Source organism: Haloarcula sp. JP-L23 (assembly GCF_011602445.1).
Classification (GTDB): Archaea; Halobacteriota; Halobacteria; order Halobacteriales; family Haloarculaceae; genus Haloarcula; species Haloarcula pellucida.
In genome coordinates, this window is record NZ_CP050014.1 from 2359480 (window position 1) to 2379118 (window position 19639).

Consider the following 19639-nt stretch of genomic DNA (forward strand, 5'->3'; position numbering starts at 1 on the left):
ACCATTTATACCGCGCCCTCTCCAACCCTGCGCTATGGTACAGTGCGAGATGTGCGGCAAGGAGGTCTCCGCTCCCAACCGTGTCAAAATCGAGGGGGCAGAACTCGACGTCTGCGACGAGTGTACTGACTTCGGGACCGAGGTGAAGACGCAGGACTCCTCGTCGTCTACGTCGACGAAGTACTCGACGTCGTCGAGTAGTTCCGAGGGGTCGTCCTCGTCGTCGAGTTCGTCGTCTTCCTCGTCGAGCGGCGGCCGACGCCGGGACATGTTCGACGAGATGGACGAGATAGCCCAGGACTTCGACGACCAGATTCGGCAGGCCCGCGAGTCGAAGGGGCTGAGCCAGAAGGACCTCGCCCAGCAACTCAACGAGAAGGCGAGCCTCATCCGAAAGCTCGAACAGGGCAACTCGCTCCCGAGCGACGACGTGCGAAAGAAACTGGAACGCGCGCTCGGCATCGACCTGAGCGCGGGCGGCAGCACCGACGAAGCCGAGTGGTCCGGTGGGTCCAGTAGCGGCGAGTACACCCTCGGCGACGTCGTCGAACGGAAAGACTAGAGACGCAGATCCTTCTCTTCGACGTCTAACTCGGCGGCCAGCGTATCGACCCGTTCTTCGATGTCGGCGATCTCCGACTGGAGCCGTCGATACTGTTCGCTTCCGTCGAGTTCGGTCCGGGTCTTCTCTACCTGCAGGACGTTTCGCTTCAGTTTCCGGGACGTGAGTCGCTGGAGTTCTTCGTTGTACGTCGCGATTTTGTCGAGCCGGTCGACGACGTCGGTCAGGTCCTCGCGCGTGACCGGCTTTACGAGGTAGTCGTCGACGCCCATGTCGATGATGTCGAAGTCGGGATTGACCGCTGTCACCATGGCAACCCGACAGTCGAGGCTCCGCTCCTCGATCTCGGCGAGCACCTCGTTGCCGGAGACGACCGGCATCCGACGGTCCAGCAAGACGACGTCGACGGTAGGTGAGAGCATCTCGATGCCCTCCTCACCGCTGTAGGCCGTCTCGACGTCGAACTGGTCCGAGAGGTAGTCCGTATAGAGGTCGGCGAGGTGCTGTTCGTCTTCGACGATGAGTACGGTCGGCGTCTCGTCCTCGGCGGTCACGACTTGTCTCTGCGGGTGTTTACAGTCCAGTATCTTAATCCTCACTCATCCGTCGTTCCTGTGGTGCGTACGCTCTCGCAACCTATTTGCCGGCGGGCCCCGGTGGATGGTGTATGTTCGTCCTCGTCAACCTGAAAGCGTATCCGTGCGACCCAATCGAAGTAGCGACCGCCGCGGCCGACGTCGCCGACGATTCCGGCGTCCGTATAGCCGTCGCGCCGCAGGCCGCCCACCTGAGTACGGTGGCCGAGACGGGCGTCGAGACGTGGGCCCAGCACGTCAGCCCCAACGAACACGGGAGCCACACCGGCAGTACGCTCGCCGAGGCCGTCGCCGACGCCGGCGCGGTCGGGACCATGCTGAACCACTCCGAGAACCGTCTCAAACTCGCCGACATCGACGCCTCGCTGGACGCGGCCGAGCGCGCCGACCTCGAAACCATCGTCTGTGCGAACAACCCCGACCAGATCGGCGCCGCCGCGGCGCTTGGCCCCGATGCCGTCGCCGTCGAACCGCCGGAACTCATCGGTACCGGCACCCCGGTCAGCAAGGCCGACCCCGACATCGTCACCGGCGCTGTCGACGCCGCGGCACGCGTCGACGGTGACGTCGACGTCCTCTGTGGCGCCGGTATCTCGACGGGCGAAGACCTCGTCTCCGCGTCGGACCTCGGCGCGAGCGGCGTCCTCCTCGCGAGCGGCGTCGCGAAGGCCGACGACCCGCGGGCCGCGCTCGAAGACCTCGTCGCACCGCTGAACTAACCGTCGAACGCGGTCACGCCTCGCCGTGACCGTCGAGTACGTCGCGTTCGATTCGCGTGGCGTAATCTTCTACCGTCGACTCGTCGAGCGTCTCGTCGCTCTCCTCGCTGACCAGCGCACGGAGTCGGTAGTCGTACTTCCCGCGACCGACGTGTTCGACGAGGCCGCGGAGGCGCAAGGTTCGATTCCGGGCGTACGCGGCGGTTCGGTCCCCGTCCCCGCCGGCGGAGAACTGGGCGTTCAGCGGCGTGCCCGGGCCGTGTTCCCGGTAGTAGGCCAGCATCCGCAGCGTCTTGTCGCTCATCTCTGCGAGGTCTGCGACGACGTCGGCGACGACGGCGGGCCGGTCGGTCGCGTCGCCGTCTGCCGGGTCGTCGGCGCTCTCCTCGTCCTCGACTGCAGCCATCGCCGCCGCGAGGGCCGCGTCGGCGTCGCCGTCGTCCTCGGCGTGTCCGCTCGTCGCTGTGCCGTTCGTCGACGCACCGTTCGCCGACGCACCGTTCGCCGACGCACCGTTCGCCGCCGGCGCGGACCCGTTCGTGGCGACGCCGTCGTCGCTCCCACCGTTCATCGCTACGCCGTCGTCGCTGAAGGCGCTGAACGCGTCGCCGAACCCGCCGCCCGACGTGGCGTCGGTCTGTACCCCGTCGGTTCCGTCCTCCGAGGGTTCCGAGAACCGCTCTCGCTGCCGACGCATCTCCTCCTGTGCGGTACGACCGGGGTTGTAGCCCTCGACGTGGCCCACCAGTGCCTCGGTGAACTGCTCGGCCATCCGTTGGAGGTCTCTGGCGTCTTGCAGTTCGGTTTCCAGTTCGGCGATGCGTGAGTTCTTCTTGTCCAGTTCCTCGCGGAGTTCCTTGATGCGGTTCTCCGTGGCCTGCTTCTCTTCGCTGATGGTCTCCAGTTCCGAGACGAGGTCGTCGCTGACGGACTTCAGTTCGGGCCGCTCGAAGTCGTCGAGGCCGGGCGTGGCACCCGCGTCGAACGTCTGCTTGCGGTGGAACTGGACCCGGCGGACCTGTTCGGCCCAGTCGGTCATCATGAACGCCTCGCCGTCGTCTAAGTCCTCGACGGCGTCGGCGTAGTTGTTGTCGAGGATGCGCCCAACGACTTTGGTGTCGTTGTTCCACGTGAGTCTGTGCCATACCAGCCAGTCGCACTGGGTGATGTAGTCCTTCTTGACGTCGGCGGGTCGCTGGCTGATGCCGACGATACCGAGGCCGTGTTTGCGACCCCGCTTGCCGATTTTGATGAGCATCTTCCCGACTTCGCCCATCCCACCCTTCTCGGGAATCCACTCGTGGCATTCCTCGACGAGCATCAGGAACGGCTGCTTTTGCTTCTTCGCCTTGGCGAACAGTTGTCTGGCGACGGCCGTCAGCAGGGCCTCTGCTTCCTCCTCGTCTAGAAACGACGAGACGTCGAGGATGATGGGGACGTTCTGTTCGAGGGCCAACGACGCTATCTTGCCCGCGTGTTCCTCGGTGACCTGTATGTCACACTCCTCGTCGCCGCCGACGTGGAGAATCTCGTACTCCTCTTTCAGGCCGTAGTACTCGCCGTCGATATCGACGATGAGGAGGCCAAAGCCGTTGTCCAGCAACTTCTCGGCGACGACGCTCGCGGTGTTGGACTTCCCCGACCCGGACTTGCCGGTGATGAACCCCCGCCCGGTCAGCAGTTCGACCACCGGAATGTCGACGGACAGACCCGGGTCTTCGGTGCCACCGGGACCCGCGCTCGTGTCCGCGACGGTGATGTGTTCAGTCTCTGCCATGCGTTCTTGTCGGGACTGAGCATCTCACCGCCCATAACTCTCCGTCAGACGCCAGTCAGTCATTCGACCAGTCGTATCGGTGAGAGGTGAGCAAGGGCTATTGTGCTGGCCCTCCTCCGTGCCACCGAGTGGCAGTAACGACCACATGACCCGCTACGACACCCACGTCGAGGACGGCATCGTCTACGTCGGCACGGGCGACGGGCCACTGGAGGTGGCGCCGCTCTCGGACGTTCTTGCCGCCGTCGGCGGCCCGGCGTGGACGATTACCTACACCGACGCCGAGAAAGATCGGTACCCCGAGATGGAGACGGACGACGAGGGACTGGTCGTCGACGTGGTGGATATGCTCAACGCGATGACCCATAGCGAACAGTTCGTCCAGACGCTCGCGGCCCATCCGACGACGGTACCCGATGCAGACACGATATCGCCGCGCGCGGGACTGTTCGTCGGCAAGTTACTGGAGAACTTAGAGAACGGCGTCGCCTGAGCGCTCGGCCGTCAGTTGAAATCACCCAGCGACGCCTGTCCCGCTCGTTCTTGTGTCGTCGCGTCGTCCGCTCGCTCTCGTTCCGCCGCCGCACCTTCGAATTCGGTGAGAGAGACCTGCCCCTCCGAGTCGCTCTCGGGTACCGCTCCGTCCGCCGTCGTCTCGCTGTCGCCCGTCGACGCGTCCGCCCCGTCGAAGCCGCTGAGACGTGCCTGTTCGCCCACCGAGAAGTCTAGGTTCGAGACGCGGACGCCGACCTTCCGGACCGCGGCGTCTTCGAACTCCGTCAAGAGGTCCAGCGCCACCGACTCGACGAGGTCCGCGTCGTCGACCGGACCGGGCAGGGACCGCGCGCGGGTGTTCACGTCGAACGGCGGTTCGACGACCTTGATGCCGATAGTCTGGTAGCGGGCCTCTTTGCGATGGGCACGGTCGGCGACGGCCGACGCGAGGGTGCGGACCTTCCGGCGCTTCTCCTCACTGTCTTCGACGGCCTCGGTGAACGCGGACTCGCGTGAGAGGCTCTTCGGGTCGCCTCTGGGCGTGACCGAGCGTGTGTCCTCGCCGCGAGCGTAGCGCCGTATCTCCAATCCGCGCTCGCCGAAGCGAGCGTCTAACGTCTCCGGGTCCGCAGCGGCGAGGTCCCCCGCCGTCTCGATGTCCAGCGCCGCGAGTTCACGGGCCGTCACCGGGCCGACGCCGTGGACTTCTTCCACGGGGAGGTCCGCGAAGAACTCCCGGACGTCCCCCGGCCGGACGACGACGAGGCCGTCGGGCTTGTCGTAGTCGCTCGCGACTTTCGCGGCGCTCATCGTCGGGGCGACGCCGACGCTCGCGACGACGCCCACTTCGGACTCGATGGTCGACTTCAGCGTGGCGGCCCACGACTCGGCCTCGTCCCACGCCACGTCGTCGGTGACGTCCAGATACGCCTCGTCGATGCTGACCTCGCGGACCACCTCGGCGGCGTCGTGGAGGATAGTTTTGACCTCGCTCGCGACGGCCTCGTAGTGGTCCATGTCGACCGGGCGGTAGAATCCCGCCTCGTCGACGGACAGGTCGGGGTCGTCGGCGGCCGCGACTTTCCGAGGGAGGCGCTCCAGTGCCTCGGAGATAGCCATCGCGGATTCGACGCCGTACTCGCGGGCTTCGTAACTCGCCGTCGCGACGGCGCCGTGGACCTCCCCGTTCTCGTAGCCCATGCCGACGACGAGCGGTTCGCCTTCGAGGGCGGGTTCCCGTCGGCGTTCACAGGCCGCGTAGAAACAGTCCATGTCGACGTGTGCGACCACTTGGTCGGTCGCCGAGGTCCCGGGAAGCCGCGCGGCGTCCATGTTTGAAGGTACACACGCGGGCCCAAAACGTCTCCGCCCGACGACGAGTCGCGGTCACTCGGCGTCAGAGTCAGCGACGTACACGCGCGTCGGCCCGGCGATCCGGTCGAGGTTCGCGCGAAGCGCCGCCGCCTGTTCGTCCGTCACTGCGGGCGTCAGCGTGACCGTAACTTGCCCGTCGAACGGGTGGGCCTCCAGTTGGCTCCGGGCCTCGAAGAGACGACCGTAGCCGTCGCTCCCCCACTCGACGTCGGTCTTGAACACCATCGCGCCGAAATCGCGGCCGTAGTTCGCCTCGGCCTTCGTAGAAAGCGTGTCGAGTCGCTGGCCGATGGACGAGAGTCCACGGGCGTCTGGGAGTGCCAGTAGGACGTCGGTCACGGGGTAGGCCGGCTCCGCCGCGAAATCTGGTGCGTACGCGCCCGGGTGGCGCTCCAGTTCCGGGCCCTCCCTCACTCGATAGGCGACGAGTCTGGGCAGGCCCCCGTCGTACAGGTGTGCCTCGACGCGCGGGCCATGCCGGCCCTATCGGCGGCGTCTCGCCGACTCTGAGAACCGCGGCCAGTACACTCATGCGTACGAGGACACGCGACTGTCACCTCAACCTGTCGTCGTCGCAGTAAAACGAAGCGAAGTCGGCGGGGTGGCCTAGCCCGCCGACGACAGTTGGCCGCCGATGCCAATCCCGGAAGCTACAGCGGTCGTTCCCGCTGGGAGCTCGGGGGCTCCATGATAACGTTACACACGATTGCACTTCAACCTTACTCAGGCAGAGTGACAGGTGGCGAGCCGTATCAGACGACGTCGTCGAGTTCGACGGTGTCTTCGTCGACGTCGTCCCAGTCGTCGCCCATCCACTTACGGAGGCGGTCGGTGACGCCTGCAAAGTCGTCGCCGTCTTCGAACTGTTCGACGAGTACCCACTGTTCCCCGGTTCTGTCGAACCCGAGACTGTAGCCGCGTTCGCCCTCGACGATGACGACGAACGCCGTCACGATGTCGAGGTCCGGGAAGAATCCGACCGGCGCGACGCCGTACTCGTCGTGCTGGGCTTCGAGAGCCTTGACTTCCGCCGTCGACAGCGGTCGCGCCGGGAGTGAGTCTCTGATAGTGGTCATCGGGTCACTGTCGCCACGAGACGCCCAAAGCGATTTCGGGACTGGAGCACCCCTTCGATTTGGGACCGACTCAGCCGTCTTGTCCTCGTAGCTAGCGGCCCGGGACCGCCGCTGGAAGGCGTGTTCCGTCTCCGGCGCGACGACGTACTTCGGCTTGCCACGCTGATGACGTGCTTCGGTATCTGAATACACCCCCTCGAAACCGCGACACTGGTAACATCGGGAAGCGCGAGACACATCACAGTCTTGCGGTTGTAGGTGTTTGAGTAAGGGGGTTGGGTCGGAGGGATAACGGAACTCGAAGAATTCGTGAGGTTATCTGCGATGCGACTCAGCGTGGTGGTGAAGTTACGAATCACCGGTATCGAAGTTGAGTTTCTCGCGGAAAAAGTCCGCGTGGCGATTACGAACTTCTGGATAGTTCGCTGGGATAGGTAGATACACCGAGCTGGCTGAGCATCCCCGTCGTATCGAACTGTGCCCACCGTTCGACGACTCGTCCATCATCGATGCGGAAAATCACGATGCCTGAAAGCGTTACCTCTCGGCCAGTCGGTTCAATCCCCATCAATTCTCCCTCGTGTGTACCGTGACCGATGGCACGGAACACTACCTTATCATCTTCTGCGATGACATCCTCAAGAGTCCAGTTGAGGTCCGGAAACGCCGTCAGGAGCGCAGTGACGTTTTGCTTAAATCCTTCTGGTCCGGGAGGAGCATCAGGCACAATCGGATTATGGTTTTTGTAGCTTTCCGCGACTAGCTCATTTACAATTTCCAAATCACCCTGCCATATATCGTTTAGTTGGTAAACAATCTTCTTGTTCTCTTCCGGCGTCGTCATAGGAATTACTTCTTGAGTAGAGGGGACACGAAGTCAAAAGGGTTGCTAGAGATTTACACACAAAGGCTGAGGGAATACCGTTCACCTTCGCAACAGTGGTAGCGCCGAATAATATGCAGATCTACTGAACGTCGTATTCTCTTAATTATCTCTGAAACGCAGTGGCTAAGGTAGTGACGACTTCTTCCACAAGTCGTCAATCGGTCAGTATAGATCGTACAAACACCGGTATCCTACTCGAAACCATCGGGACGAGCAAAGTATAGAGCGCAAGTTGTGTATCGGTCACTCACGTTGTCGGAATGTCTTCTGGAGAGGCGGCGGAGGCATTGTGAGATGCTACAGGAAGTTCGACGTTTACGACCGTCCCCTCGGGATCGTTGTCCTCGATCCAAAGTGTTCCATCGTAGCGTTCTGCGACTGTGTTCGCAATTGCTAACCCCAGTCCGGCTCCGGCACTGTCGACCCCTTTTACGTTCCATTCTAGCATGCGAGCTTTTTCCTCGTCGGGTATCCCCTGTCCATTATCAGCCACGCGAACGACCACTGTGTCATCAGCTCGGCGCGCCGTTACGGAGACTTCCGGAGTCGGCTTATCGTTGTGCAAAACGGCATTCGAAAGGAGGTTCGAGATTAACTCGGCCACGAAGTCGTCCCCTTCGATATATATGTCAGCGGGGCACTCCACAGTGAACTCGGCGTGGTCGAATTGCTCCCTAGCCTTCTCGATCTCTTCAGTGAGCGTGTCCGACAGGACGAGCGGTCGGAGAGAGATATCGGATACCTCGTGGAAGTTCTGCATCAACGCGCTGGTCGCCTCGGCGAACCGCTTCAGTTCCTGACCTCGGTTGCGAATCGATTCAAGCTCGGTGGCGGTTTCATCCACATGCGCCTCGAGGAATTCGACGTTCCCGAGGATGACGGTCAATCCATTCAGGACGTTGTGCCGCAACGAACTGTGGAGGAACTTGATCCGGGCTCGCTCCGTCTCGACCTGCTGCCAGTGTCGACGACGGAGGATGTCGTACCAGCCGATCACGAACCCGATCACGCCGCCAGCACTGAGGTTGTTTACCGTCACGAATGGTGCGTGGGCGAACGGTCGGCCACGGATGTTCTGGTGGGTAATGGTCCACGTCGCCAACAGGCCAATGACCGTCATCCCAAGAACAACCCAGCCAGCGACTCGCAAAATGTCATCTCCGTTGAAACGACTGCGCCATAAGACGATGCCGGCACCAATGAGCCCGAGATTGATCATGAACGGAAGGAGAGCGAAGACGGCAACACCAAGGGACGACGACATCTTCTGGATATGGCGGAATTCAACAACTCCCATTAGAGCGCCTGCAACCAGGATAATACTGAGTCCACAGACCGTTTTCAACTGGTCGCGCCGAGTATCATTCAGGGTAGTCATATGGTTGAATTAGTTTAGGGTTTTGCATATTGTGGTAAATAGATATCCTTCAAACAGTACTAATCTGGTGAATACACATGCACACTGAACAGTGTATTCTCCCACATAGGTTTGAAACAAAGTAACTACTACAGTAACGACTTTTCAAATAGGTCGCAAAATCGCTCAATACAGAAGGGTGTATCGAGCACTGCAGTGCTTTCGGCGAGATACCACTGGTTTGTGAAATCAGATCCACGACATGTATGTATACCCACGATATCGGAGTTCTGGTGGAACGGCGGCAGGTGCGCTCGGGAGGGCGAGGATTGCGTCTGTTCGAGATTCAGCTCACCATCATAGTGTTAGAATAAAATAATTATATTTATTATGACTATCGTTAAACAAGTTAACATAGGCCACGACAAAGGTATTATCCGATGCCCAGAGTATGGGTGACGTCCTGAAAACGTGGCCTTTGATATTGCTATATGTTCGGAATGTAGACATAAATGGGGTGTAGACCGTAGTGGCGTCGTTTTCGGTAACCCGTTCCCGAGTTGACTTGCCTGTCGGAACGCTCTGTCCGATATAGAGGGGCGAAATAGCGCTCCAGTCTCGAACCTATCCGCATTACGTTAGAAATCACGTGCTGAATACTGAGGATGTCTGCAGCAACTTGGCTCAATTTCTAAAGAATCTCTTGACAGGTCGTAAGCGTGGGAGAGAACGCGTCGTTCGACGAAGCCGAGTACAGACCTCGGTTCACATCGTGAGCTCCAGCCCTCCCCGCTCCATGGCCTCATGGAACCCCTGATGCGTAAACTCCTCCATCAGGAATGCTTCGGATTCATACACCCCATAGACGGCCTCGGCCCATTCTCGCACTTCCCGTGAACCCGTATCGACGAAGACGCGAAGCTGCCTGGCGTCAGGTTCACAGACTCCTATCCCGACGCGGTCGTCGAACACAGCAAGGCCAAACGGGAGACTGTCGTGCAGCTGGATCGTGAGATAGCCGCTCATACACGCTTCTCTGCACTTCTCCGGATACTCGTCGAGGGTGTTCTTGGCGACTTCGGGCATAACGAGATCCTCCGTTTCCATCCCACTGACAATTCGGTCCTTGATCTCCTCCATATAGAGCGGGGCGATCCCGTCTACGTCGAACCCATAGAGCGTCTCCGTCTCTTGCACAAGGGTAACGAATCTTGCCACTGGGCTGTAGGGATCGCCACGTTTGGCGCTCGTCACGGTCGCGTCAGCGAACGCCTCGGCGTCGATCTCGACTGGTGCATCCTTCACCGCGTCCAAGACGGGTGCGAGCTGGAGTGCCGACCCGGCGTCTCGTTTGAACGTGGTGAGCGCGTCTGTGAGGAGTCGCCCCGCCTCGGTAAGCTGAAAGCGACCATCAACTCGTTCGATAACGCCGAACTCGTCGAGTGTGCGCGTATGGCGGTGGCAGGTGGCCCTCGATACGCCCAGCCGATCTTGGAGGTCGCCTCGGTCGAGTGCCTCCTGCTGGAGCTCCTCAAGCAGCGCCGAGCGCCGGAGCAGATCGATCAGCCGGTCGGTTTCCTCGGACTCAGCCGTCATCATACTCATGAATTCACCGTCCTCTACGATAGGTCTGTCTCAGGCAATGAGACGGTCTCAGCTCGGCCGAAAATATCACTGATTGATTACATGTTTCCCCCAGCCGTAGCCCCAATTATGTCTCACCGAGACACGACCACACCGACCGACCACGAAACGCTCGGCCGCACCCTCATTGATGCGGCCTGGAACGAGAACGACCGTGACCGAATTGACGACCTGTATGCCGACGACAGCGTCATCAACGACCCGTCAGAGCCCATCGCCGGAACCGGCCCTGACGCGTACGAACGGTACGTCACGCGCCACACGAACGCCGCATCTGAACTGGAACTTACAATAGACGACACTACCGTCGCAAACGGAACGCTAGCGATTCAGGTATCCGGGAACGCCACCCCAGAGAGTCACTTCCTAGGCCGTGATCCCGACAGCAAGGACGGAGCGGTCACGTTCTCAGGCCTCGAAGTCCTCAGCTTCGAGGACGGGTCCATCGTGGAGTGGTCGGGGACGCTACTCTCCGACGCCACCGTGGACGCTTTCGTCGAAGGGTTTCAAGGCGACGTGATTCGCCCGGGCGACGGCGAGTACGACGAGGCACGCGCCGTCTGGAACCGCGTGATCGACAAGTATCCGGCCCTCATCGCCCGGTGTACCGGCGTGGCGGACGTCATCGATGCCGTTGACTTCGCACGGGAGAACGACCTGCTGGTTGCCGTCCGTGGCGGTGGCCACAACGTTGCCGGGACGGCTGTCTGTGATGGCGGGTTGGTGATCGACCTTTCCCAGATGAAGGGCATTCACGTTGACCTCGACGCCGGTACCGTTCGAGCTGAAGGGGGCGTAACGTGGGGCGAGCTCGACAGGGAAACGCAGGTCTTCGGGCTGGCGACGCCCGGTGGGGTCGTTTCGATAACTGGCATTGCGGGGCTGACCCTTAACGGCGGGATGGGGTGGCTCCGCCGGAAGTACGGGCTCTCCATCGACAACCTCATCTCGGTGGACATCGTGACCGCCGATGGCGAGTTCCTCACCGCGAGCGAGACCCAGAACCCCGAGCTGTTCTGGGGTATTCGCGGTGGGGGTGGCAACTTCGGGGTCGTCACCAGCTTCGAGTATCGGCTCCATCCGGTCGGCCCCGAGGTGATGTTCGTTGCGACGATGTACCCGCTCGGGACGGCCCACGATGTACTGGTTTCGTGGCGTGACTTCATGGCGGAGGCCCCCGAGGAGGTATCCTCGGAGGTGATTTTCTGGTCTGTTCCTGCCGTTCCCGATTTCCCCGACGAGACGCACGGTGAGCCCATCATCACCGTCGCCGCCATGCACTGCGGCCCGGTCGAGGAGGGACGGCGCGTGCTCCAGCCGCTGCGCGAACTCGCCGAGCCACTTCTGGATTTGAGCGTCGCCGCGCCGTACACGCAGGTCCAGACGATGTTCGATCCGTTCTTTCCCGAGGGCGAACTGTGTCACTACTGGAAGTCGATCAATCTCGACCGCCTCGATGACGAGATCATCGAGGCGGTCGTCACGATCGCCGAGGACCGTCCCGACCCACGAATCCTCATTCCGATCTGGCATCAGGGCGGCAAAATGGGCCGAGTGGACGCAACCGAGACTGCCTACGGGGACCGGAGTATGGAGTATATGCTGAGCCTGGATTCGACGTGGAAAGACCCTGCGGACACCGAGGAAATCGTCGCGTGGACGCGCGAGCGCTGGGCAGACATGCACCGCTTCTCCGACGGCAGTCTGTACTTGAACTTCCCCGGCTTCGGCGAGGAAGGCGAAGAATTAGTGCGGTCGGCGGCCGGCCGAGAGAACTTCGACCGGCTGGTCACGCTGAAAGACGAGTACGACGCAGAGAACCTGTTCCGCCTAAACCAGAACATCGCACCGACGGTATCGCCGTCTGTCGATAAGTAAATGAAGCCGTTACTACCTCAGTCACCTCGTTTCAGGGTCAATTAAGAGAAGACGACGTTCAGTAGACCTGCCTATGGGACACTGTACCCTGTGAGTGTTCCGCGTTGAGCAGTGGCTGGCTCTTGAAGCGGATGGTAGCTCCTCAACAGTCTCTCCGGCGAAACCATTACTCGGGATCTGGCCCGTCGACGTTCTCGACGAGGGGACCAGTGCCGACGAAGCTGATTATCCACTGCTGGGGCTCATTGCTGGGATTGACATCGCGATGGACTACCCAGGGGCAGGTGGAAGAACTCCCCGTCTCGAGTTCGAGTCGTTCGCTCCCATCCGGGCCGTACTCGATGACTGCCGCCCCCTCGACGAGGTAGGCATAGACGTGCCTGTCACCGTGATGGTGCCAGCCCGACGAAACGCCGGCCTCCGCATGCGCTTGGACGAGCGTGTTATTGTCCGTTTGGAAGGCCACCTTCCGGGTGATACCTGGTGTGCCTTCGGCTTCCTCAAGGTCCTGCTGGGTGACCGCTTGCGGTGTATCTGGTGCCATGGGTGTTCTAGTGGCCGATTTGTTCTATGATATCAGCCCACATTGTATTGTACAGGTCAGCACCGCTTAAGCACTACCGAGGAAGCAGGGATTCGGAGCGTTCCAGAGTGATGAATGCACTCACTATACTGACCGATTCACGACTTTAGAACAAGTCGTTACTGCCTCAATCACTTCGTTTCAGAGTCAATTAAGAGAATACGCCGTTCAGTAAACCTGCGTATTCATCACGAAAAGCGTCCGCTCCCGTTCTGTACGATGCTAACTGGGACGTTTTCAGTATCATCTGGTACCAACCTATAATTGGATTCTTCACTAATGTAATGTCCCGAAAGGGAATGGTTCCACATGCCAGAAGCTCACAAACTCGATTGCGAAGCGGCTGAGGCCGATTGCCGGTTCATTATCCAATCAGAAAACAAAGCAGAAGCAATCGAATTGGCCCAGAAGCACATGAAGGAAGTTCACGGAAAGGACTACACTGACGACGAACTTCAGACCGAACACCTACAAACCGTCTAACGTCCAGCTGACACCAGTCTGACAACACTCTCCTATGTATTGATCGATTTTGCGGCGTATTCAAAAAGTCGTAACTGCCAAAGTCATTTCGTTTCAGGGTCAATTAAGAGAATACGCCGTTCAGTAGACCTGCTTATTGAATATTACTCTGATCACTGCGAGAGGGTAAATACGGAAAGGGCCAACTAATCTTGAGCGTCCGGTGATACATCCTTGTATGGACCGGCGAGCATACGTGGCTGCCTGCGGGACGCCATCACTCGGCGGATGCTCCGACATCGTTGACGATCCAAACGAGGGTCCACGCCCCGGTGACATTTCCTGCGCCGAGGGCCTCGCATCCGACTCCTCCAACGGCCCCGGCGATGGTTCGTGGCCGACCGAACTTCACGATATGCAGAACACCAGCCAAACTGACGCACCCGGGCCGAGCGGATGTGTCGAAGTCCAGTGGAGGTTGTCTCAGGAGATCGTGCCCGTCGACGCCTCGAGAGTCGGCCGATCGGCGGACCCAGTTGCCGTCGGTGAGACACGGCGTCTCCAGCGTGATGGTCATGGACGGCACCTCCGGCCGTCGTCGGTTGCTGGACAGCGCTGGTCAGCGTCCTCAATGACCTCACCGCAGAACTCACAGATGAGTGGCAGCCTCTCCGTGGAGCGGCGGTCAAGGCTCACCGTGACCACCTGGGGAGACCGACACTACCCGCTCTGGAGTGGTGAAGCGAAAGCGGCGAAATAGGCCGCTTTACTTTTATACGGAGTGGGGTCGGAGGGAGTGAAACGACTGCGAATTTCCGGTTCCCTGGTAGCGATTCCTCGGCTTCTGATATTGCGTACTCATGAATCTGACTCCGTGTCAATATCGAGCGCTGTCTCCGCAGCGCGGCGGCGTTTCTCGAATTCTTCCTCAGCGGTGGCCTGATCGTAGTAACGACGGATGACCGACGGCGTCGCGTTAACTCGCTCAGCGACGACCTCGATGCTTAGACTACGATTGAGTTGCCACGTGATGCTCCCAGTGCGAATCCGGTGTGGTGACCGTGAGGACGGACACTTCGAAGCCTCACTCCGTTGTGTCCAGTCGCACGAGGAACGCCGTCGTCCGTGCGGACATTCGGTCCACAGACACGGCTGAGTTGCCTGGTAACTCCACGCCCGCAACGTCGTGAACGACGGGCGACCCTGACGCCCACAGAACAACGGTTCTCGGCCGTACTCGTCGCGCTTGTCCGAACGCTCACGAGCGATGTACGTCTCCAGTGCCTCGCAGACCGGGTCAGCGATTCCGACGTAGCGTTCACCGTCCCCCTTGTTCTTCAACGGCGTCCCGGAGGACGGCCGGTGCCGAAATTCAAGGTACTGGTCATCGGCGTTGTAATCATCGAGGTCAAGCCCGCGAAGGCCGCCCATCCGAGCGCCAGTGTGCCACGCTACCTCCAGAAACGCGTGCATAGAGACTCCGAAGTACTTCCGCGAGCTCCGGAAGAACGACAGCGCACTCGTAGCGTCCTCAGCCGAGAGACGCTCCTCACTCTGTTCCTCGGTAGCGTCGAGGGGCGGCACGTCCACCGCTTCGGGAAGGTCGTCGTCGACAGCACCGACGCTGGCAGTGTATTTCAAGAACACGCGCAGTGTCGAGAGATGCCCTTTGATCGTCGTCGGAGCGAGATCGGCCTCGCGCCGAGCGAGATCATACTCGTCGATGTGCCACGCCGTCAAGTCACCGAGGCACTCAATACCGTTGTCTTCGCACCACTCAACGAACGGGTCCAGTCGATTCCGATACGACCGTAGCGTTCGGTCGGTCGCATCCGTCTGACGCTTCCGCAGGAAGCGGTTGACCGCGTGGCTGACCGGCATTTCCTCCGGCTTCGATGGCGAGCTCACGCGACGCCAACACCTCCCGATCTATATACGAAACAACCAACACGTGTCTCTGTGTACGTTTGCATGGGTCTCTCCTGATGACAGCAAGCGCGACCAGGGTTCCAAGCTAGACGCGCCCGCTGTCGAGAGACCCGCTCGGACTCGAACCGAGCTGCCACCTGTGGGTCCGAACCGCCGAAACCGCCGTCTCGCTACTCCTCGTCAGCGTCGCCGCTATCGGTCAGTATCAATAGCGCGAGGCCAGCCGACCCGTTCACCGTGAACACCGTCGCGAACGACAACGCGGCAGCGATCCATGCGATCCCCTGAGCGACTGGCCCAGAGCCAGTGACCTGCCCCAGCGTCCAGAAGTAGGCGGCGTAGCCCGTCGCGAGCGGAACGACCGCACCGAGTGCGACCGTCAGCGCGAGGAGGAGTATCGCGAAGACCCAGATGCCGACCTCCTCGAACGACCGGAGGTACGCCTGTACAAGTTGGGTTCGCAACGGCGCCGACCGGTCGACCTCGATCTCGCTCTCAGTCATCGCGACCTCCGAAACACTCCGGATGCCGACAGCGCTCACCGTCGGCACGGGCCGCCGTCGCCAGCCGCCAGTCGGCGTCGCAGTTGTGGAGGCGATCGTCACAGGCCGGGACGAGACCGCTATCGCTGGGCTTGTGGACTGTGTCGATGTCCGGCGCGTAGACGATCGCCTCGGGGAGATCATCACCGCTGTCGGCGCTACTCATCATCGTCACCGCCCCCAACCTCCGACTGGATGCGAACCGTCGCCTTGCCGTGGATATCGATCTCCTTCGTCTGGCCCGGGTAGAGTTCGGTCCAGGAGTCCTGTGCGTCACTAGCTCGCTCGACCCGCGCCGTCGCCACAGGCCCGTCGTTCCGAGCGGCCTGCGCCGCGAAGTGTGCGGCGTTCCCGATGGCTTCGAGCGCGTCGTGCGGGCGATCCTTCCCCAGCACGTCCCGCGCCTCGTCGAGACACTGGGCGGCCGTCCGCGCGGCGCGGTCCTCAGTCATCGCGCACCCCCAGCGCCCGAAGCGCGTCCCGAAGCATCGCCTCGTCGGCGCCGTTCGCCGCGTGGACGACCTGTCGGACCAGGCGACCGCGCTCCTCGGTGTGGTGAGCCGCGCTCGGCCACGGAACGTTTCGGACCTCCGTCCAGAGGTCGTACATCATCACCTCGTCGAGGACGATCTCGACGCGACCCTCGGACTCGGTCGTGACCGCGAGGAGCCACTCGTCACCCTCGTCGGTTGGACCGTACGAGACTGCTGGATGCGGACCGCCAGCCTGATACTGCGTGACCTCACGCATCGAGCATCGCCTCCTTCGCCCGCTTCAGTCGCTGAAACGCCTCGGTTGACCCGCCGTGGTCCGGGTGCATCTCCTTCGTCTTCTCGCGATAGGCGGCCTCGACGACGCCGTCGGGCGCGTCCGGCGCGACGTCCAGCACGTCGTGGGGTGGCGGGGACGCAACCACGGCCTCGCCGTCCCCGTTCGGGAGCCGGGCGGCCGTGAACTCACTCTCGCCGGTCACGACCGCGCGGTTCCCGCGCATTCGTGTCTCGTGGACCCACAGGTACACCTCCCGCACGTTGTCACGCAGTCGGGAATAGGCGTCACAGGCGACCGCGAACTGCTGGCCGTCCTTGGTCCACCGGAGGACGAATCCCGGATCATCGGGGTTGGCGTTGCTTCGTGGCAACGTGTTCGTCTTCGTGTGACTGTTCCCGATCGAAGCGCGCCACTCTTCGGGGTCGAGGCGGTCCATCTCCGTCGCGAGGTCCTTCGTCGTCTTCGCCAGCGTCGCCTCGAAGTTCCGGTTCTTCGAACGGCGGGCGGGGTCAGTCCGATCAAACCTTGCGGGCCAGTCGATCGCCGTCACGCCGACCACCCCTCGATATCGTCGACGTCGACGGTCCGCAACTCGCCCTCGTCGGCGGCCCGCTCGTGGAGGTCCTGGGCGTGCTGCTGGAGGAGCAACTCGAACTCCACGAGACCGACGTCCTCTGCGTAGCGGTCGACGAGCCGATCGAGCTTGCGCTCGGCGCGGTCGTGCGCGGACCTCACGCACTGACCACCTCCTCTTTGTCGATATCCTCGCTAGCCTGCGAGTCCATCGCCCGCGTCTGGACCTCGAGGAGGAGATCGTGTGAACACTCGGTACAGAGACTACCGCCGTAGTACGTGTCCAGCGAGTCGGCGCCGGAGACGCCCTCGATTTCGAACGAGAAGTGCGTGTCGTCGTCGCCACAGACGAGACAGCCGTCCTGGTGGGGCGCGTCGACGAGCTGCTCGCAGAACTCACAGAGCGACACCGGGGTGCAGAGCAATCCCTGTCCAATCTCGCCGGGACTGGCCTCACGAGTCTCTTTGTCGCTGTCTCCACAGATGCGACAGCGCCCACTCATGCCGACTCACCATCCAGTGCCGCCCGAACTTCGGCGTCCGTCGCGCCCTCGTACTCGACGTCGTCACCGATGGTCTGTTCGATGCGGTCGGCCGTCGACCGAAGCCGGGACGCCAGCGAGAGCAACGCGTCGTCGGTAGGCTGGCCGCCGTCGGTCGCGACCGGTTCGTCACGCTGGTCCCGAACGAGACGCATGTGCAACTGGAGGAGCAACGCCCCGAGGTCGGCCAGTTCCGCCTCGATGCGCTCGTGGTCGCCGTCCTCGTGGGTGGCTTCGAGATGGGCCTGCGTCAGTTCGCCCATCTCCTCTTGCATCGCCAGGAGGAGTGTCTCGGTGTCTTGCAGGCCCCACCGCTGGACGTTCTCGGCGGCCTTGTGGTGCCACGTAGCGAACAGTCCGATGTCGACCGGTTCACCGGGTGACTGCCCGCCGTCCGTCGCGACCCGCTCGTCCCGTTCGTCGTCGGCCGGGTCATAGACCGACGCGGTGATCTCGTTACCGGGCGCCCACAGGAGCTGGTTCCTGCCGTTGTCGGAGTAGTAGTGGCCGAAATTCGCCTCGCAGTCCAGACACAGGACCGCCGCCCGGTTCTGGTACTGCAACTCGCCGCCACAGTCCGGACACGTGACGAACGAGCCGTCCTCATAGTACTCGGACTCGGCGGCGGTCGGCGTCCCGCCGTCCGTGACGATCTCGCCGGTGGTGACATCATCGGGCATCTCGACACACGCACCACACGGGTCACGCGTGCCGTTCAGCGTCGAAACCGCGATCTCCCGGATGGAATCGGCCTGTTTGAGATATCGACAGTCGCGACACTCGTGATAGACGTCGTACTGCCCAGTCGCGTAGTAGACGACGGCTTCCCCGCCGTCGGTCATGGGCTGTTTCTCCTCGCCCATCCGGGCCAGCTTGCCTGCAAGGCCGCGGCGAGTGTCCGTGTCACTCCGGCGCGCCCGTTCATCGGGATCGTCGAACGTCTCACCACAGCGCCCGCAACAGTAATCATCGTCGTGCCGTGCGGGTTCGCCGACGTGCGAACCGTTGACCGCGAAAAACTGCGTGGCCTGACAGTGCGGGCAACACGTGACCATGTCCTGCCCGCCGTCGGTGACGAGCTGGTCGTCGACGTCGTCGGGGTCCATCCGGTCTAGTCGGCCGGCGAGCCCGGGAAGCCCGGACTGATCGTACGGTTCGCGCTCGACCGGCTCGTCGAAACTGTGCCCACAGTCCCGACAGTAGTAGTCCTTGTCGTGCGTCGGTGCGCCGTAGCCGTTCTGGACACGCGACCGGATACCCGTCGAGTCACAGTCCGGGCAGGCCAGCACCGTCTCGGGCTGGTCGTCGTCGCTACTCACCGCTATCGAAGTGTTCTCAGGCATCGTCACCCTCGCTGCCAGTTAGCGAGATATCTGCCTCCGACACGTCGTTGACCGTGATGACATCCACGGGCTGGTACTCCGACCCGGTGAAGCGCATCTGACGGAGTTGTTCGGACACGTAGCGGTTATGCGGCATCCGTAGCGCATCCCACGCGGCTTCGCAGGACTCCGCCTCAACTGCGACCATGGCGGTCTTTCGGAGTTCGACTGACACCTCGTAGATATCGGTGTCGTCGGTGTGCTGTTCCTCGTCGCTACGCTCGTCGGTGTTGGTGGTCTCAGTCATGCTTGCTCCAAAATCGCGTCTCGCGTTCGCTCGGCGGCACTGTGGCCGCACGAGGTGATGGTCGTCCGTCCGTCGGCGTCGAACCCGTCGATGGGCTCGCCACAGGTCGGACAGCTACCCTTAGTGGCCAGATAATGTCCAGTAACGTTGTCTTTACTGCGCGTTCCCTGCGTGAACCGTGCGGGGCGTTTTTCAACCCGCGTAGCGTGTGTGTTCATACGGTCACTCCTGACCGACGCGACGC

25 protein-coding genes are annotated in these 19639 nt (G+C 61.7%); 5 read left to right on the top strand and 20 right to left on the bottom strand.

From position 1 onward, the window contains the following. The first annotated feature begins 34 nt into the window (after nucleotides 1-34). Nucleotides 35-562, top strand: a complete 528-nt coding sequence (locus G9465_RS12105; protein ID WP_166970302.1) for a multiprotein bridging factor aMBF1 — start codon at nucleotides 35-37, stop codon at nucleotides 560-562. Here the strand turns inward: G9465_RS12105 and G9465_RS12110 are convergent. Continuing rightward, nucleotides 559-1116, bottom strand: a complete 558-nt coding sequence (locus G9465_RS12110; RefSeq protein ID WP_166970304.1) for a response regulator transcription factor — start codon at nucleotides 1114-1116, stop codon at nucleotides 559-561. The two genes, G9465_RS12105 and G9465_RS12110, sit on opposite strands and share 4 nt — an antisense overlap. Before the next feature lie 113 nt (nucleotides 1117-1229). Between G9465_RS12110 and tpiA the strand changes: the two genes are divergently transcribed. Then, nucleotides 1230-1877, top strand: coding sequence for a triose-phosphate isomerase (gene tpiA, locus G9465_RS12115; RefSeq protein WP_166970306.1), 648 nt, complete (start codon nucleotides 1230-1232; stop codon nucleotides 1875-1877). Between the two features lie 13 nt (nucleotides 1878-1890). On the opposite strand, the gene G9465_RS12120 is transcribed toward tpiA, so the two are convergent. Beyond that, on the bottom strand, nucleotides 1891-3654 hold the full coding sequence (locus G9465_RS12120; RefSeq protein WP_166970309.1) for a helicase HerA domain-containing protein: 1764 nt from the start codon (nucleotides 3652-3654) through the stop codon (nucleotides 1891-1893). 145 nt (nucleotides 3655-3799) lie between these two features. Here G9465_RS12120 and G9465_RS12125 point away from each other — a divergent pair, with 145 nt between their 5' ends. After that, nucleotides 3800-4147 carry a hypothetical protein gene (locus tag G9465_RS12125; RefSeq protein ID WP_166970312.1) on the top strand — a complete coding sequence of 116 codons (348 nt, stop codon included), beginning with the start codon at nucleotides 3800-3802 and terminating at the stop codon, nucleotides 4145-4147. 11 nt (nucleotides 4148-4158) lie between these two features. On the opposite strand, the gene dinB is transcribed toward G9465_RS12125, so the two are convergent. The 6 genes from dinB to G9465_RS12155 all read right to left on the bottom strand — a co-directional run bounded on the left by dinB (nucleotide 4159) and on the right by G9465_RS12155 (nucleotide 10441). Further along, on the bottom strand, nucleotides 4159-5481 hold the full coding sequence (gene dinB / locus G9465_RS12130) for a DNA polymerase IV (RefSeq protein ID WP_166970316.1): 1323 nt from the start codon (nucleotides 5479-5481) through the stop codon (nucleotides 4159-4161). 54 nt (nucleotides 5482-5535) lie between these two features. Next, entirely contained in the window at nucleotides 5536-5937 is a 402-nt protein-coding gene (locus G9465_RS12135) for a hypothetical protein (protein WP_166970318.1), read from the bottom strand. A gap of 338 nt (nucleotides 5938-6275) precedes the next feature. Further along, nucleotides 6276-6599 carry a hypothetical protein gene (locus G9465_RS12140; protein WP_166970320.1) on the bottom strand — a complete coding sequence of 108 codons (324 nt, stop codon included), beginning with the start codon at nucleotides 6597-6599 and terminating at the stop codon, nucleotides 6276-6278. Nucleotides 6600-7002: 403 nt separating this feature from the next. Next, the gene (locus G9465_RS12145; protein ID WP_166970322.1) at nucleotides 7003-7443 is read right to left on the bottom strand and encodes an ester cyclase; all 441 of its coding nucleotides are present in this window, start codon (nucleotides 7441-7443) and stop codon (nucleotides 7003-7005) included. A 289-nt stretch (nucleotides 7444-7732) separates the two neighbouring features. Next, complete coding sequence (locus G9465_RS12150; protein ID WP_227015544.1) at nucleotides 7733-8863, bottom strand: ATP-binding protein; 1131 nt, start codon at nucleotides 8861-8863, stop codon at nucleotides 7733-7735. 744 nt (nucleotides 8864-9607) lie between these two features. After that, on the bottom strand, nucleotides 9608-10441 hold the full coding sequence (locus G9465_RS12155) for a winged helix-turn-helix domain-containing protein (protein WP_227015545.1): 834 nt from the start codon (nucleotides 10439-10441) through the stop codon (nucleotides 9608-9610). A 114-nt stretch (nucleotides 10442-10555) separates the two neighbouring features. Here G9465_RS12155 and G9465_RS12160 point away from each other — a divergent pair, with 114 nt between their 5' ends. Beyond that, complete coding sequence (locus tag G9465_RS12160; RefSeq protein ID WP_166970328.1) at nucleotides 10556-12364, top strand: FAD-binding protein; 1809 nt, start codon at nucleotides 10556-10558, stop codon at nucleotides 12362-12364. A gap of 166 nt (nucleotides 12365-12530) precedes the next feature. Here the strand turns inward: G9465_RS12160 and G9465_RS12165 are convergent, their stop codons facing one another. Continuing rightward, entirely contained in the window at nucleotides 12531-12908 is a 378-nt protein-coding gene (locus tag G9465_RS12165) for a cupin (protein WP_166970330.1), read from the bottom strand. Nucleotides 12909-13256: 348 nt separating this feature from the next. On the opposite strand from G9465_RS12165, the gene G9465_RS26280 reads away from it, so the two are divergent. Next, nucleotides 13257-13430: a DUF1059 domain-containing protein gene (locus tag G9465_RS26280; RefSeq protein ID WP_166970332.1), complete on the top strand. Its 174-nt coding sequence runs from the start codon at nucleotides 13257-13259 to the stop codon at nucleotides 13428-13430. Between the two features lie 256 nt (nucleotides 13431-13686). Here G9465_RS26280 and G9465_RS12175 read toward each other — a convergent pair whose 3' ends face one another. The 11 genes from G9465_RS12175 to G9465_RS12225 form a co-directional block, all read right to left on the bottom strand. After that, nucleotides 13687-13986 (bottom strand): hypothetical protein, encoded by a 300-nt coding sequence (locus tag G9465_RS12175; RefSeq protein WP_166970334.1) that lies wholly within the window; start codon nucleotides 13984-13986, stop codon nucleotides 13687-13689. Between the two features lie 281 nt (nucleotides 13987-14267). Continuing rightward, the gene (locus G9465_RS12180; protein WP_166973036.1) at nucleotides 14268-15290 is read right to left on the bottom strand and encodes a tyrosine-type recombinase/integrase; all 1023 of its coding nucleotides are present in this window, start codon (nucleotides 15288-15290) and stop codon (nucleotides 14268-14270) included. A 218-nt stretch (nucleotides 15291-15508) separates the two neighbouring features. Then, nucleotides 15509-15841 carry a hypothetical protein gene (locus G9465_RS12185; protein ID WP_166970336.1) on the bottom strand — a complete coding sequence of 111 codons (333 nt, stop codon included), beginning with the start codon at nucleotides 15839-15841 and terminating at the stop codon, nucleotides 15509-15511. Next, nucleotides 15834-16046, bottom strand: a complete 213-nt coding sequence (locus G9465_RS12190) for a hypothetical protein (RefSeq protein WP_166970338.1) — start codon at nucleotides 16044-16046, stop codon at nucleotides 15834-15836. Before G9465_RS12190 ends, G9465_RS12185 begins: the two co-directional genes overlap by 8 nt. Further along, nucleotides 16039-16332, bottom strand: a complete 294-nt coding sequence (locus G9465_RS12195) for a hypothetical protein (RefSeq protein ID WP_166970340.1) — start codon at nucleotides 16330-16332, stop codon at nucleotides 16039-16041. Before G9465_RS12195 ends, G9465_RS12190 begins: the two co-directional genes overlap by 8 nt. After that, nucleotides 16325-16630, bottom strand: coding sequence for a hypothetical protein (locus G9465_RS12200; RefSeq protein ID WP_166970342.1), 306 nt, complete (start codon nucleotides 16628-16630; stop codon nucleotides 16325-16327). Before G9465_RS12200 ends, G9465_RS12195 begins: the two co-directional genes overlap by 8 nt. Next, nucleotides 16623-17201, bottom strand: a complete 579-nt coding sequence (locus tag G9465_RS12205) for a J domain-containing protein (protein WP_166970344.1) — start codon at nucleotides 17199-17201, stop codon at nucleotides 16623-16625. The genes G9465_RS12200 and G9465_RS12205 overlap by 8 nt, the downstream gene beginning before the upstream one ends. Continuing rightward, nucleotides 17198-17386 carry a hypothetical protein gene (locus G9465_RS12210; RefSeq protein WP_166970346.1) on the bottom strand — a complete coding sequence of 63 codons (189 nt, stop codon included), beginning with the start codon at nucleotides 17384-17386 and terminating at the stop codon, nucleotides 17198-17200. Before G9465_RS12210 ends, G9465_RS12205 begins: the two co-directional genes overlap by 4 nt. Beyond that, on the bottom strand, nucleotides 17383-17727 hold the full coding sequence (locus G9465_RS12215; RefSeq protein ID WP_166970348.1) for a hypothetical protein: 345 nt from the start codon (nucleotides 17725-17727) through the stop codon (nucleotides 17383-17385). The genes G9465_RS12210 and G9465_RS12215 overlap by 4 nt, the downstream gene beginning before the upstream one ends. Then, a complete protein-coding gene (locus G9465_RS25610; RefSeq protein WP_227015548.1) occupies nucleotides 17724-19109 on the bottom strand; it encodes a hypothetical protein in 1386 nt (461 codons plus the stop codon). The genes G9465_RS12215 and G9465_RS25610 overlap by 4 nt, the downstream gene beginning before the upstream one ends. After that, complete coding sequence (locus G9465_RS12225; protein WP_166970350.1) at nucleotides 19102-19395, bottom strand: hypothetical protein; 294 nt, start codon at nucleotides 19393-19395, stop codon at nucleotides 19102-19104. The genes G9465_RS25610 and G9465_RS12225 overlap by 8 nt, the downstream gene beginning before the upstream one ends. Nucleotides 19396-19639 lie beyond the last annotated feature (244 nt).